Here is a 14395-nt window from a genome sequence, read left to right on the forward strand (position 1 = left end):
AGCCTACCCGGCAGAAATCAGGGATTACGCGCCAGATGATCCGGCTGCAGTACGCGCTTGGCGCCCAGGTAGGCTTTCTGCCAATAGGCCTTTGACAGGCTGTCGAGCTTGACCGTCCCGCCCGTGGCCGGCGCATGGACGAAGCGCCCCTCTCCGACATAGATTCCGGCATGGCTGACCTGAGAGCCGCCATTGGTGGCGAAGAACACCAGATCGCCGCTCTGCAACGCATCCTTGCCGACTTCCGGCGCGCGCATGCTGATCATTTCGCGCGTGGAACGTGGCAGCGAGATGCCGACGGCGTCACGGTACACATAGCCGATCAAGCCACTGCAATCAAAACCTGAATCCGGCGTGTTGCCGCCCCAGCGATAAGGCGTACCCACCAGGCCCAAAGCCCGGAACAGCACGTCTTCGGCGGCGGGAGAAAAAGTCTGGGAAGGTGCGAACACCACCGGAGCCCGCACTGGCGCGGGCGGCGGGGTGCGACTCGCGCACGCGCTGAGCAGTGCAGCAAGAAACATGAGAGCGAGGCGGGCCGACGTCGACATAGGCACAACAATCCTGATCTGGATGCGGCTATTTCTGCCGTGGAGATGGAAACAAGTCCGCCCGCGTAGTACGCAGGCGGATTGCCATCAATCAATGATCATGGATTCTAGCGGCTATGGGGCAAACTTCAAGTAAGACTTTAAGTTTGCCCTACAAACTGTGCGCTTACTTGCGAGCCGTCATTACGGTCGGTGCCATGGCGAGGGCACGCTTGGCTTCGATGAAGGTCTTGCTCCAGTAGCTGTCGCCCAGGCTGTCGATTCGCACCCCACCGCTGCGGCGGCTGCTGGAGTGGATGAACTGGTTGTCGCCCAGGTAGATACCGGCGTGGCTGACGCGACCGCGACGCCCGTTGGTGCTGAAGAACAGCAGGTCACCGGGTTCGAGCTGGTTGCGAGCGACCAGCGGGGCCTTCACGTTAATCATTTCACGCGTGGAACGCGGCAGGGTCATACCCGCTTCTTCGCGAAACAGGTAGCCGATGAAGCCGCTGCAGTCGAAGCCGGCTTCGGAGGTCCCGCCAAAACGATAACGTGTGCCGATCAAGGACATGCCGCGCTCCAGGATGCTGTCCGCCAGCACTGGAAGCTGATAAGGCTTGCTGCCGGCGAAGTCTGCCAGCTCTTTGTCGGAGGCCATTTCTTCCTGGAACGCAACGACGGAAGACTGGGCGGTAACGGTGTTATTCACCTGTGGTTGGGGCGCTTGCTGGGTCACTGGAGAGTGGGCAGCGCAACCGAACAACAGGGTAACGAGTGCGAGAGGCACGAGGGGTGCGAAGCGATTTAGCATGGGCACGACCGTGGCTGAGGTAGTAAAGATGGCGAGACTATGCCTTCTATCAACCTCATTTGCAAATTCAATCGATGCAAATGTGACTTCTTGATTTCTCGTTTACATCTAAGCGCTTAAGCCCGTATTGAGCGGCTTGCAGGCCTCCAGCCCAGTAAAACCGCGGGCTTCGTCGGGTTAAGAAGAGGCTTTAAGCCATCATCTCGCGACCGTTTTACCAGCCTAAAGTTTCTTTCAAAAAAGGAATGGTCAGCTTGCGCTGGGCCTGGAGTGAGGCCTGATCGAGACGTTCGAGCAGTTCGAACAACGCGCTCATGCTGCGGGTGCCACGGGTGAGGATGAAATGCCCGACCTCGTCGGTCAGGTGCAGGCCGCGTCGAGATGCACGCAATTGCAACGCGCGAAGCTTGTCCTCGTCGGAAAGCGGGCGCATCTGGAAGATCAACGCCAGGGTCAGGCGGGATTTCAAGTCGGCCAGCTTCACCGGCAGCTCCCGTGGCGAGGTCGATGCGGCAATCAACAGGCGCCGGCCACTGTCGCGCAACCGGTTGAACAGATGGAACAACGCCTCTTCCCAATCGGCCTTGCCGGCCACTGCCTGGAGATCATCCAGGCAGACCAGTTCGTACTGCTCCAGGTTGTCGAGGATTTCCACGCCGCGATCCAGCAGCTCAGCCAGTGGCAGGTACACGGCAGGCTCACCCAACTGCTCGAAGCGCAAGCACGCCGCCTGTAACAGATGCGTGCGCCCTACCCCGTCCTTGCCCCACAGATAGATCAGGCTCTCGGTCCAGCCGGCGTCGGCTTCGCAAAGCCGCTCGACATAGCCGAGTGCAGCGGCATTGGCGCCTGGGTAGTAATTGATGAAGGTGGCGTCGTCACGCAGACGCACACCAAGGGGCAGCTGAATCGGTTTCATGCTGACTGAACGGTTCCAAGGGAACCATTAGTGGCCTCTGTGTAAAGTTTGCAAAGTTTATACCCGTGGCGCGGACCGCACAATGCGCCGGACCACGAGCAAAATCAAAGGTTTGCAGCAGCAAGGGCACGGAGCGTCAGTTTCCCTGACGCCGCGCCTGCCATTTTGCCCTAGAGGTCGGGGTCCTCTGCGCCGCTATATATGTCGGAATCCTTGTACAGATCGTGCATATGACGCACCAGCACCATGATCACCGCCGCCACCGGCAGCGCCAGCAGGATCCCGGTGAAGCCGAACAACTCGCCACCCGCCAGGATCGCGAAGATCACCGCCACCGGGTGCAAGCCGATACGATCTCCCACCAGCAACGGCGTCAGCACCATGCCCTCCAGCGCCTGCCCGACCATGAATACCGCGACGATGCCGACCATGGGATACAGGTCGCCGCCAAACTGGAACAGCCCGGCGATCAACGCCGCGCCAATCCCGATGACAAACCCCATGTAAGGCACGATGGCCGCCAACCCGGCGATCAGGCCGATCAACAGGCCCAGCTCCAACCCTACCAGCATCAGCCCCGCCGCGTAGATGAAACCCAACGCGACCATGACCAGCAACTGCCCCCTGACAAACGCCCCCAGCACTTCGTGGCATTCGCCAGTCAGCGTCATGATGCGTTCTTCGCGATGACGCGGCAGCAGGCTGCGGATCTTCGCCATCATCAGGTCCCAATCGCGCAGCAGATAAAAAGCCACCACGGGAATCAGCACCAGGTTCGCCAGCCAGCCGATCAGCGCCAGGCTCGAAGCCGTGGCCTGGCTCAATACCACGCCGACGATATCGGTGGTCTGCCCCATGTGTTCACTGATGGCGGCCTTGACCTTGTCGAACTTCCAGAAACCGTCCGACAGGCCCAGCTTCGATTGCACCCACGGCACCGCGGTGTGCTGCAGCCAATCGAGCATCTGCGGTGCCAGCTCGTACAGGCGCACCAATTGCTTGGCCAGCATGGGTATCAGCACCAGCAGCAGAGCGCTGACGATCAAGGTAAACAACGCGAACACCGCCACCACGCCCCAGGTCCGGGACAGCCCGAGTTTTTCCAGGCGATCCACCACCGGATCGAACAGATAGGCCAGTAACAGCGCAACCAGGAACGGCGTGAGGATCGGGTGAAGCAAGTAGATAAATGCAATCAGCAGGGCGACCCCACCCAACCAGAACCAACGCCGCGTATCGCCCATGAACCACTCCTGCCCCTATAAAAGAAAGAAAACTACCAGCGGAATCGCAAGTTAGCCGGCGACGGTGTCGGTGTCGGTGTCGCGACCGGAACCGTTCCGTCGGCGGCCGGCTGCGCCGCGGGCGCTTGCGCGACGGCTTCACCCGGCGGCAATTCCTGCAGTTTGGCCAGGGCCAGTTGTGCCTTCAATTGCTCGGCGCTGCCGTTGACCTTGTAGACGATCATGTCGCCCTCGACCCGCTGCACCTGGCCAGCGAACGGTTCGAGCAGACGCCCCAGCGCTGCATAACGTTCCAGATTCACGCCTTGGACTTCCAGCAACTGCTCGGTCGCCACGCCCGGCTTGGCCACGAAACGCGGCGCCAGGCGCTGGCTCACCGCCAACATCACGGCATCGGCCAGCGCAGCGGGATCGGCGCCCTGGGCATTGCCCTGTTCGCGCTGGTCGCCCAGCCACAGGCGCCAGGTGGCCTGCCACTGGCCACCCTCCTCCTTGGCATGGACCGCCAGCAAGGCATCCGAGCCATACCGGTCCGACGCCTCACGCAACGGCGCCGGATCGTTGCCTTGCAACGTCGGCGCGGTGGCGACAATCTGCTCGCTCAAGTCCGCCAACGGCAAGTGCAACGGCAGCCCCCGGTGCTGGGCAGCGCGGCGCAGAGGCGTGGCGCTGGCCTGGCCATCGCCGACCAGGCTGGAGCCTTCTGCCGAGTCATTCAGCCACCAGCCAAGGATCGATGGACGATTCGCGCCCCAGAGCGGCAGCCCCGCCGAACGCAATGCCCGGTCGGTGCTGGCGGGATCGAAGTCCACCTGCAGGCTTTCCGGAGGACCGGCGTCGTAGCCGTATTGCAGAATGATCTGCTGCGGGTCCTTGCGGATCGCCGCCAGACCGGGATGCTGCGCGGCCTTGGTGTCGCCGGTCAGGCGCAGCACCAAGGTGTCCAGCGCCCGCAGGGTCGCCTGGTTACGCTCATCCGGCGCCTGGCTGCTGACCGGCTCACGCACCTGATAAAGGTTATTGAGGGTTTCGGCATGGCTCGCCAGGCTGATCAGCGACAGGCAGCCCATGGACAAGAATTTGAGAAGACGCATGGAAGATTCCCGGACATAACGGCTGGCACCGGCCGTGTGGAGAAGATTGAGCATGGCTGTGACCACGGCACCGGGGAAAACATTCACCACCCGGCGCAGTTTTCTACTGTCATAACCATAGCCGCTTACCGCTACACCTTATACAGACGCGTCGCCCAGTACCAATACAAGAAATAACGGTTTTTTTTGGCGGATATGTCCCTGCCCGTCGGCGCGAGGATGGCCGCTGGTCCACAAGCCTGATAAAATCGCGCGCCTTCGCAGACCGGCAATGGCTGGGCACCCGGAATAATTCGTACAACGGTTATTCAATGGCCCCGGCGATCGGTCGTTACCCAGAAATCCCCCCTTTAAAGGCCTGGATCATGAGCAAGCAACCCTCCCTGAGCTACAAGGACGCCGGTGTAGACATCGACGCCGGCGAAGCATTGGTCGAACGCATCAAGAGCGTCGCCAAGCGCACCGCGCGCCCGGAAGTCATGGGCGGCCTGGGCGGTTTCGGCGCCCTCTGCGAGATCCCGGCCGGCTACAAGCAACCGGTCCTGGTCTCGGGTACCGACGGCGTCGGCACCAAGTTGCGCCTGGCCTTGAACCTGAACAAGCACGACAGCATCGGCATCGACCTGGTGGCCATGTGCGTGAATGACCTGGTGGTCTGCGGCGCCGAGCCGCTGTTCTTCCTCGACTACTACGCCACCGGCAAACTCAACGTCGATACCGCCGCCCAGGTCGTGACCGGCATCGGCGCCGGCTGTGAATTGTCCGGCTGCTCCCTGGTCGGCGGCGAAACCGCTGAAATGCCAGGCATGTACGAAGGCGAAGACTACGACCTGGCCGGCTTCTGCGTCGGCGTCGTGGAAAAAGCCGAGATCATCGACGGCTCGAAAGTCGCCGCCGGCGACGCCCTGCTCGCCCTGCCATCTTCCGGCCCGCACTCCAACGGCTACTCGCTGATCCGCAAGATCATCGAAGTCTCGGGCGCCAATATCGAGAACACCCAGCTCGACGGCCAGCCACTCGCCGACCTGCTGATGGCCCCGACGCGCATCTACGTCAAGCCGCTGCTCAAGCTGATCAAGGACACCGGCGCCGTCAAGGCCATGGCCCACATCACTGGTGGCGGTCTGCTGGACAACATCCCGCGCGTGCTGCCAAAAGGCGCCCAGGCCGTGGTCGACGTGGCGAGCTGGACCCGCCCGGCGGTGTTCGACTGGCTGCAGGAAAAAGGCAACGTCGATGAAACCGAAATGCACCGCGTGCTGAACTGCGGCGTGGGCATGGTCATCTGCGTGGCCCAGGAGCACGTCGAAACCGCGCTGAACGTCCTGCGCGACGCGGGCGAGCAGCCTTGGGTCATCGGCCAGATCGCCACCGCGGCCGAAGGCGCCGCACAGGTCGAGCTGAAAAACCTCAAGGCACACTGATGTCCGCAACCTGTGACGTCGTGGTGCTGTTGTCCGGCACCGGCAGTAACCTGCAGGCCCTGATCGACAGTACACGGACCGGCGACAGCCCGGTCCGGATCCGCGCGGTGATTTCCAACCGCGCCGATGCCTACGGCCTGCAACGTGCCAAGGAGGCGGGTATCGATACCCGCGTCCTCGAACACCAGGCGTTCGACGGTCGCGAGGCCTTCGATGCCGCGCTGATCGAACAGATCGACGCCTTCAATCCGCAACTGGTGGTCCTGGCCGGTTTCATGCGCATCCTCAGCGCCGGTTTTGTGCGTCACTACCAAGGCCGCCTGTTCAATATCCATCCGTCGCTGTTGCCCAAATACAAAGGGTTACACACTCACCAGCGTGCGCTGGAGGCCGGTGACACGGAGCATGGCTGCTCGGTTCACTTTGTCACCGAGGAACTCGATGGCGGACCACTGGTCGTACAGGCAGTAATACCGGTAGAGTTGCACGACACGCCGCAAAGCCTGGCGCAACGGGTCCACGCCCGCGAACACCAGATCTACCCGATGGCCGTGCGTTGGTTTGCCGAAGGCCGGCTAACGCTCGACGATCGCGGAGCCTCACTGGACGGCCAGTTGCTCGCCGCCAGCGGCCATTTGATTCGATACTAGGAGATTTTATGCGTCGCGCCCTGCTCTTCGCTTGCGCTCTGCTTGCCCTGCCCCTGGCACAGGCCGCAGACCTTCAACCGTTCTCCGCCAGCTATACCGCCGACTGGAAACAGCTGCCCATGAGCGGCACCGCCGAGCGCAGCCTGACCAAGGAGGCCAACGGCACCTGGAAGCTGAGCTTCAAGGCATCGATGATGATCGCCAGCCTGACCGAAGAAAGCACCCTGACGCTGGACAAGGACACCCTGCTGCCGCAGTCCTATCACTTCGAGCGCGGTGGCCTGGGCAAGGCCAAGAAGGCTGACCTGGATTTCGACTGGAATGCCAAGATGGTCACCGGCACCGATCGCGGTGACGCGGTCAAGCTTCCATTGAATCGCGGCATGGTTGACAAATCCACGTACCAACTGGCCCTGCAGCACGACGTGGCGGCCGGCAAGAAAAGCATGAGTTATCAGGTCGTCGATGACGGTGAAATCGATACCTATGACTTCCGCGTGCTTGGTTCGGAAAAAGTCGACACCAAGGCCGGCCAGATCGACGCCATCAAGGTCGAGCGCGTGCGCGACCCGACACAAAGCAAGCGCATCACCGTGCTCTGGTTCGCCAAGGACTGGGATTACCTGCTGGTACGCCTGCAGCAAGTCGAGACCGACGGCAAGGAGTACAACATCATGCTCCAGGACGGTACGGTCAACGGCAAGGCTGTGAAAGGCAGCTGATCAACGCCGAATGCAAAAAAGCCCCGCAGATGCGGGGCTTTTTAATGCCCGAACTCCAACCCCACCACCTATACCTGTGGGAGCGAGCTTGCTCGCGAAAGCATTGGATCAGCCAGCAAGGATGTTGACTGACACACCGCTTTCGCGAGCAGGCTCGCTCCCACAGGTTAGGCGTCCGCTTGACGACATGAAATTTTCTTCATGAACACCACCTGCGACCAAACGCCGCGCCCTGCCTGGCCTGCACGAGGGCTACACGCTTCATGAAAACTTCTTAATAGCTCCGGCCATTTACTTAGCTCGCTATCCAAATCTATAACAAAACCCTGCACACGCCTTGCTGCAGATAACAGAGATTGGAGCTTGCAAGATGACTGTGAAAGTAACTGAACGCGACGACGCCCACATGTCCCACGAAGGTATTGCCGCCGGTATCCGGATCTGGGATGTGCATCAACAGGATCTGCTGGTGGGCATGTTCCATTCCGAGACGGACGCTCACAACTACAAGGCCGAGCTGGAGCGTGAGGAGCGGCAGCGTTTGCGTGAGACCTCGCATTCCTGAACCACGCAAAACACCTGTGGGAGCGAGCTTGCTCGCGATAGCGGGGCATCAGCCAACATCTCTGTCACTGATAGGCCGCTATCGCGAGCAAGCTCGCTCCCACAGGGTTTGTGTTCAACTCAATAGTATTTTCCCGCTTACCACATCAAATCATCAGGAATCTGATACGCCGCGTACGGATCATCGGCATCCACTTCTTCGGTCTGGGTGTTGAGCTGGACGATGCGCTTGGGGTCGCGTTCCTGGATTTTCAGCGCCGCTTCGCGCGGGATCACTTCATAGCTCCCGGCATGATGGACGATCGCCAGGGAACCGCTGCTCAGCTTGTTACGCATCAGCGCATTGACCGAGATGCGCTTGACCTTCTTGTCGTCGACGAAGTTGTAGTAGTCATCGGTGGTCAGCTTCGGCAGGCGCGACACCTCGATCAATTGCTTGATCTGCGCGGCACGGGCCTTCTGCTCGGCCTTTTCCTGCTGCTGGCGGTTGAGCTCCTGGTCGCGCTTGACCTTCTCGGCCATGGCTTCCTGGGCCGCACGCTGCTGGGAGTCGTCCAGTTCGACCTGGCCTTTGTGGGCCAGGCGTTGCTGCTTCTGTTTCTCTTTGCCGACCTGCTTGGCCTGCTTTTGGTTGACCAGCCCTGCTTTGAGCAACTGGTCGCGAAGGGAAAGGCTCATGGTGCTTACTCACTTAGGCAACGGCCTCAGCCACAGCTGGGCAAATTCTTTTCCTGACGTTTGGCTTCGCCCCACAAGGCGTCCAACTCTTCGAGGGTGCAATCTTCCATGGGACGGTGGGTCTCGCGCAATGCCTGTTCGATAAATCGGAAACGTCTTTCAAACTTTGCATTGGCGCCACGCAGGGCCGTTTCGGGGTCGACTTTCAAGTGTCGAGCCAGGTTCACCACGCTGAACAGCAGGTCACCCACTTCGTCGCTGATGGCCGCGGTGTCATTGTCCGCCATGGCTTCGAGCACTTCGTCGAGCTCTTCACGGACCTTATCGAGCACCGGCAGCGGTCCCGGCCAGTCGAAACCGACCTGGCCGGCACGCTTCTGCAACTTCGCCGACCGCGACAAGGCCGGCAATGCCGCCGGTACATCATCAAGCAGTGACAACTGCTCGGGCACCGAGGCCTTCTCGGCGCGCTCCTCTGCCTTGATTTCCTCCCAGCGCTGCTTGACCTGCTCTTCGCTCAGGCGCGGGGTATCCACGGCTGCGTAAAGGTCACCGGTGGGAAACACATGGGGATGGCGGCGAATCAGCTTGCGGGTGATGCTATCGACCACGCCGGCGAATTCGAAACGGTTTTCTTCCCGGGCCAGCTGGCTGTAATACACCACCTGGAACAGTAAATCGCCCAATTCACCTTGAAGGTGATCGAAGTCGCCGCGCTCGATGGCGTCGGCCACTTCGTAGGCTTCCTCCAGGGTGTGAGGGACGATGGTTGCGTAGGTTTGCCTGATGTCCCACGGGCAGCCGTATAGCGGGTCGCGCAGGCGGTTCATCAGGTGGAGCAGGTCTTCGAGGCTGTACATCAATCATCCCACCACAAAAAATCCCTGTGGGAGCGAGCCTGCTCGCGAAAGCGGTACATCAGTCAAAACATACCAGCTGACACACCGCCTTCGCGAGCAGGCTCGCTCCCACACTGTTGGACTGTGCCTGACCTTTAGCCCGGCGTCCGATTACGCCGGGTCTCGATGATGTTCGGCAACTGGGAAATCCGCCCCAGCAACCGCCCCAGTGCATCCAGCCCCGGAATCTCGATGGTCAGGGACATCAGCGCGGTGTTGTCCTCCTTGTTCGAGCGGGTGTTGACCGCCAGCACGTTGATCCGCTCGTTGAGCAGCACCTGGGACACGTCACGCAGCAGGCCGGAACGGTCGTAGGCGCGGATGATGATGTCCACCGGGTAGGTGAGCACCGGCACCGGGCCCCAGCTGACCTGGATGATCCGCTCCGGTTCGCGACCGGCCAGTTGCAGCACCGAGGCGCAATCCTGGCGGTGAATGCTCACGCCACGGCCCTGGGTGATGTAGCCGACGATCGCATCCCCCGGTAGCGGCTGGCAGCAGCCCGCCATCTGGGTCATCAGGTTGCCCACGCCCTGGATCTGGATGTCGCCGCGCTTGCCGGGCTTGTAGCCGGTGGCCTTGCGCGGGATCAGTTCCAGTTGCTCGTTGCCGCGTTCCGGCTCAACCAGTTGCTGGGCGAGGTTGACCAGTTGCGCCAGGCGCAGGTCGCCGGCGCCAAGGGCGGCGAACATGTCCTCGGCGGTCTTCATGTTGGCTTTTTCAGCCAGCTTGTCGAAATCCACCTGCGGCAGGCCCAGGCGACTCAGCTCGCGCTCGAGCAGGGTCTTGCCGGCGGCAACGTTCTGGTCGCGGGCCTGCAACTTGAACCAGTGGACGATTTTCGCTCGCGCCCGCGAAGTGGTGATGTAGCCCAGGTTCGGGTTCAGCCAGTCGCGGCTCGGCGTGCCGTGCTTGCTGGTGATGATTTCGACCTGCTCGCCGGTCTGCAGGCTGTAGTTGAGCGGCACGATCCGCCCGTTGATCTTGGCGCCACGGCAGTTGTGGCCGATCTCGGTGTGCACCCGGTAGGCGAAGTCCAGCGGCGTCGCGCCCTTGGGCAGGTCGATGGCGTGGCCGTCGGGCGTGAAGATGTAGACCCGGTCCGGCTCGATGTCGACCCGCAGCTGCTCCGCCAGGCCGCCGATGTCACCCAGTTCCTCGTGCCATTCCAGCACCTGGCGCAGCCAGGAGATTTTCTCTTCGTAATGGTTGGACCCGGACTTGACGTCGGTGCCCTTGTATTTCCAATGGGCGCAAACCCCCAGCTCGGCTTCTTCGTGCATGGCATGGGTGCGGATCTGCACTTCCAGGACCTTGCCTTCCGGGCCGATGACCGCGGTGTGCAGCGAGCGGTAGCCGTTTTCCTTGGGGTTGGCGATGTAGTCGTCGAACTCCTTCGGAATGTGCCGCCACAAGGTGTGGACGATCCCCAGCGCGGTGTAGCAATCGCGCATTTCCGGAACCAGCACGCGCACGGCGCGAACGTCGTAGATCTGGCTGAATTCGAGGCCTTTGCGCTGCATTTTGCGCCAGATCGAATAGATGTGCTTGGCCCGGCCACTGATATCGGCTTCCACGCCGGTGGCCTGCAATTCCTCACGCAACTGAGTCATGACATCGGTAATGAAGCGCTCGCGATCCAGCCGTCGTTCATGCAACAGCTTGGCGATCTGCTTGTACTGGTCAGGCTCCAGGTAGCGGAAGGACAAGTCCTCCAGCTCCCACTTGATATGGCCGATACCGAGACGGTGGGCCAGCGGCGCGTAGATGTCGAACACCTCACGGGCGACACGGTTGCGCTTTTCATCGTCGGCGGATTTCACGGCGCGGATCGCGCAGGTGCGCTCGGCCAGCTTGATCAGCGCGACACGCACATCGTCGACCATGGCCACGAGCATCTTGCGCAGGTTTTCCACCTGGCCCTGGGTGCCCAGGACCATGGACTGGCGCGGGCTGAGGCTGGCGCTGATGGCCGCCATGCGCAACACGCCGTCGATCAGCTTGGCGACCACGGTGCCGAAACGCTGGTTGACCATCGGCAGCTGGATCTGCCCTTCACGCACGCCGCGGTACAGCACCGCGGCGACCAGCGAGTCCTGGTCGAGCTTGAGGTCGGCGAGGATTTCGGCGATTTCAAGGCCCGTCTGGAAACTCGAGGTGCCTTCGGACCACAGATTCTTCGCCGCGTTGTGTTGCTGTTCCGCCTCGCGAGCGAACTCGCAGGCTTGCTTCAAGGCTTCGCGATCCAGTGCCGGATCGATACTGACCGCGTGATCGAGCCAAGCCTCGAGATTGATACTGCCGTCGGTGTTGATCGGCTGGTGTGCTCTCACCTGTACCATCTTTACTTACCTTCCCTATGACGCAGATTCAATGCGTCCACATCGCTGACCTTCGTTGCCCGTGTTTCCGCCCAGGGCTGTGGCGGGTCGGCACGAACGGGTCAGTCGGACAAGCCATCCTGGCTCGCTTCAAATAACGCCATGGCCTCGACATGCGCCGTCTGAGGAAACATATCGAGAATCCCGGCACGTTTTAACCGGTAGCCCTGCTTGATCAATTCGACCGTGTCCCGGGCCAAAGTTGCCGGGTTGCACGACACATAAACCAGCCGCCTGGCACCCAGCGAGGCCAGCTTGCGCACCACCTCGAAAGCACCATCACGGGGTGGGTCCAAGAGTACCGCAGAAAAGCCTTCGCCGATCCACTCGGCACCCGCCAAAGGCTGGGATAAATCGGCCTGAAAAAAGGCAGTGTTATGCAAATTGTTGCTGAGGGCGTTCGCCGCCGCGCGCTCGACCATGGTCTGCACGCCCTCCACCGCCACGACCTCGCGCACCTGCCTGGCCAGCGGCAAGGCAAAGTTGCCCAGGCCACAGAACAGGTCCAGCACTCGCTCATCGGGTCGAGGCGCCAGCCATTGCAGCGCCTGGGCGACCATCGCCTCGTTGACGGCGGCGTTCACCTGAATGAAATCCCCCGGCCGGTAAGCCAGTTCCAGGTCCCAGCTTTCCAGGCGATAACCCAGGGCCTGGCCCGGATCGACCGGTTGCGGCTCGCCTTCGCCATGCAGCCACAACTGGGCTTCATGGAACGCGCAGAAATCCTTGAGGATCGTCAGGTCGGCTTCCGACAACGGCGCCATATGCCGCAGCAATAACGCCAGGGACGAGCCGGCGAACAACTCGACATGACCGAGCGCCTGGGGTTTGCCCAAGCGACGGAGCATTTCCGGCAGGCGACTCATGATCGGCTGCAAGGGCTGTACCAGCACCGGACATTCACCGATGGCTACGATGTCCTGGCTGCCGACGGCACGGAAACCCACTTCAAGATTTTTTGCTTTCTGATCCCAACGCACCGCCACCCGGGCGCGACGTCGGTAGCCGAACTCCGGCCCGCTCAACGGCGCGGCCCACTCATCCGGCTCCACACCGGCCACCCGCGACAGTTGCTCGGCGAGCATGCGCTGTTTCAGGGCAAGCTGTTCGCCATGGGGCAAATGCTGGACGCTGCAACCGCCGCAGCGACCGGCATGCACGCAGGGCGCTGCACGACGCAGTTCGCTGGAGGAAAACACCCGTTCGGTGCGGGCCTCGACCACTTTGCCGTGGGCACCGAGCACCCGCGCCTCGACCTCTTCACCAGCCAGGGCGCCGATGACAAACCAGGTCCGCCCGTCGACAAACGCAATGCCCCGGCCATCGTTGGCCAGGCGTTCAATGGTCAGGCGCTGCTTCTTGCCGGTGGGCACTTGCGGGGCCCGGCTTCCGCCGCTGGGCTGGAAGCGCAAGCCTCTTTCTTGTTTGGCCATCAGTTGGGCGCGTCGAAGATGCCGGTCGACAGGTAACGGTCGCCACGGTCGCAGATGATCGCGACGATCACTGCATTTTCCACTTCCTTCGACAAACGCAGCATGCCCGCCACGGCACCGCCCGAAGACACGCCGCAGAAAATACCTTCTTCACGGGCCAGGCGACGGGTCACGTCTTCGGCTTCGCTCTGGGCCATGTCGATGATGCGATCCACGCGATCGGCCTGGTAGATCTTCGGCAGATATTCCTCGGGCCAGCGGCGAATGCCGGGGATGGCCGAGCCTTCCATCGGTTGCAGGCCGATGATCTGCACGTTCGGGTTCTGTTCTTTCAGGTAGCGTGAAGTACCCATGATGGTGCCGGTGGTGCCCATCGAGCTGACGAAATGGCTGATCGTGCCATCGGTCTGGCGCCAGATCTCCGGGCCGGTGGTGGTGTAGTGGGCTTCTGGATTGTCGCCGTTGGCGAACTGATCCAGCACCTTGCCCCGGCCCTCGGCCTGCATGCGCTCGGCCAGGTCACGGGCGCCTTCCATGCCCTCTTCCTGGGTCACCAGGATCAGCTCGGCGCCATAGGCCGTCATCGCCGCCTTGCGCTCGGCGCTGGAGTTGTCGGGCATGATCAGGATCATCTTGTAGCCCTTGATCGCCGCCGCCATCGCCAGGGCGATGCCGGTGTTCCCGGAGGTCGCCTCGATCAGCGTGTCGCCCGGGCGGATCTGGCCGCGCAATTCGCCACGGGTGATCATCGACAGCGCCGGCCGGTCCTTGACCGAACCCGCCGGGTTGTTGCCTTCGAGCTTGAGCAAAAGCGTATTGCTGGTCGCGCCAGGCAGGCGCTGCAAGCGAACCAGCGGAGTGTTGCCGACGCAATCGGCGATGGTTGGGTACTGCAAAGTCATGGCGTATTCGCAATCCGGGCTGCGGGGGCGCCTATCATACCGGCAAACCCGGCGAGGCCATATCACGCAAAGTGTGGTGGTTATGGCTTATGGGAATAAGCAGCTCCAGCCCAAACGCACTCCCGTGGCGAGGGAGCTTGC

14 protein-coding genes are annotated in these 14395 nt (G+C 61.7%); 4 read left to right on the top strand and 10 right to left on the bottom strand.

Going from position 1 to position 14395, the window contains the following annotated elements; genetic code table 11:
• Window positions 1-17: 17 nt before the first annotated feature.
• From J3P97_RS20105 to J3P97_RS20125, 5 genes are all read right to left on the bottom strand, one after another.
• On the bottom strand, window positions 18-551 hold the full coding sequence (locus J3P97_RS20105) for a C40 family peptidase (RefSeq protein WP_434672623.1): 534 nt from the start codon (window positions 549-551) through the stop codon (window positions 18-20).
• Between the two features lie 166 nt (window positions 552-717).
• A complete protein-coding gene (locus J3P97_RS20110) occupies window positions 718-1344 on the bottom strand; it encodes a C40 family peptidase (RefSeq protein WP_434672624.1) in 627 nt (208 codons plus the stop codon).
• Window positions 1345-1558: 214 nt separating this feature from the next.
• Window positions 1559-2263, bottom strand: coding sequence for a DnaA regulatory inactivator Hda (gene hda / locus J3P97_RS20115; RefSeq protein ID WP_003178999.1), 705 nt, complete (start codon window positions 2261-2263; stop codon window positions 1559-1561).
• Between the two features lie 170 nt (window positions 2264-2433).
• Window positions 2434-3507, bottom strand: coding sequence for an AI-2E family transporter (locus J3P97_RS20120; RefSeq protein WP_305499429.1), 1074 nt, complete (start codon window positions 3505-3507; stop codon window positions 2434-2436).
• 32 nt (window positions 3508-3539) lie between these two features.
• Window positions 3540-4601 carry a DUF2066 domain-containing protein gene (locus J3P97_RS20125; RefSeq protein ID WP_434672625.1) on the bottom strand — a complete coding sequence of 354 codons (1062 nt, stop codon included), beginning with the start codon at window positions 4599-4601 and terminating at the stop codon, window positions 3540-3542.
• Window positions 4602-4966: 365 nt separating this feature from the next.
• Between J3P97_RS20125 and purM the strand changes: the two genes are divergently transcribed.
• From purM to J3P97_RS20145, 4 genes are all read left to right on the top strand, one after another.
• Window positions 4967-6025: a phosphoribosylformylglycinamidine cyclo-ligase gene (gene purM, locus J3P97_RS20130; protein ID WP_434672626.1), complete on the top strand. Its 1059-nt coding sequence runs from the start codon at window positions 4967-4969 to the stop codon at window positions 6023-6025.
• A complete protein-coding gene (gene purN / locus J3P97_RS20135; RefSeq protein WP_434672627.1) occupies window positions 6025-6675 on the top strand; it encodes a phosphoribosylglycinamide formyltransferase in 651 nt (216 codons plus the stop codon). Before purM ends, purN begins: the two co-directional genes overlap by 1 nt.
• Before the next feature lie 8 nt (window positions 6676-6683).
• Complete coding sequence (locus tag J3P97_RS20140; protein ID WP_305499421.1) at window positions 6684-7397, top strand: DUF3108 domain-containing protein; 714 nt, start codon at window positions 6684-6686, stop codon at window positions 7395-7397.
• 370 nt (window positions 7398-7767) lie between these two features.
• Complete coding sequence (locus J3P97_RS20145) at window positions 7768-7962, top strand: hypothetical protein (protein WP_434601573.1); 195 nt, start codon at window positions 7768-7770, stop codon at window positions 7960-7962.
• 137 nt (window positions 7963-8099) lie between these two features.
• Here J3P97_RS20145 and J3P97_RS20150 read toward each other — a convergent pair whose 3' ends face one another.
• From J3P97_RS20150 to cysM, 5 genes are all read right to left on the bottom strand, one after another.
• A complete protein-coding gene (locus tag J3P97_RS20150) occupies window positions 8100-8639 on the bottom strand; it encodes a DUF2058 domain-containing protein (protein WP_305499418.1) in 540 nt (179 codons plus the stop codon).
• 26 nt (window positions 8640-8665) lie between these two features.
• On the bottom strand, window positions 8666-9499 hold the full coding sequence (mazG, locus tag J3P97_RS20155) for a nucleoside triphosphate pyrophosphohydrolase (RefSeq protein ID WP_434656334.1): 834 nt from the start codon (window positions 9497-9499) through the stop codon (window positions 8666-8668).
• Window positions 9500-9633: 134 nt separating this feature from the next.
• Window positions 9634-11880: a GTP diphosphokinase gene (gene relA, locus J3P97_RS20160; protein ID WP_305499415.1), complete on the bottom strand. Its 2247-nt coding sequence runs from the start codon at window positions 11878-11880 to the stop codon at window positions 9634-9636.
• A gap of 101 nt (window positions 11881-11981) precedes the next feature.
• Window positions 11982-13352, bottom strand: a complete 1371-nt coding sequence (rlmD, locus tag J3P97_RS20165; RefSeq protein WP_434672628.1) for a 23S rRNA (uracil(1939)-C(5))-methyltransferase RlmD — start codon at window positions 13350-13352, stop codon at window positions 11982-11984.
• Window positions 13352-14254: a cysteine synthase CysM gene (cysM, locus tag J3P97_RS20170; protein WP_305499413.1), complete on the bottom strand. Its 903-nt coding sequence runs from the start codon at window positions 14252-14254 to the stop codon at window positions 13352-13354. Before cysM ends, rlmD begins: the two co-directional genes overlap by 1 nt.
• Window positions 14255-14395 lie beyond the last annotated feature (141 nt).

It is taken from the genome of Pseudomonas sp. R1-15 (assembly GCF_051132085.1).
Classification (GTDB): Bacteria; Pseudomonadota; Gammaproteobacteria; order Pseudomonadales; family Pseudomonadaceae; genus Aquipseudomonas.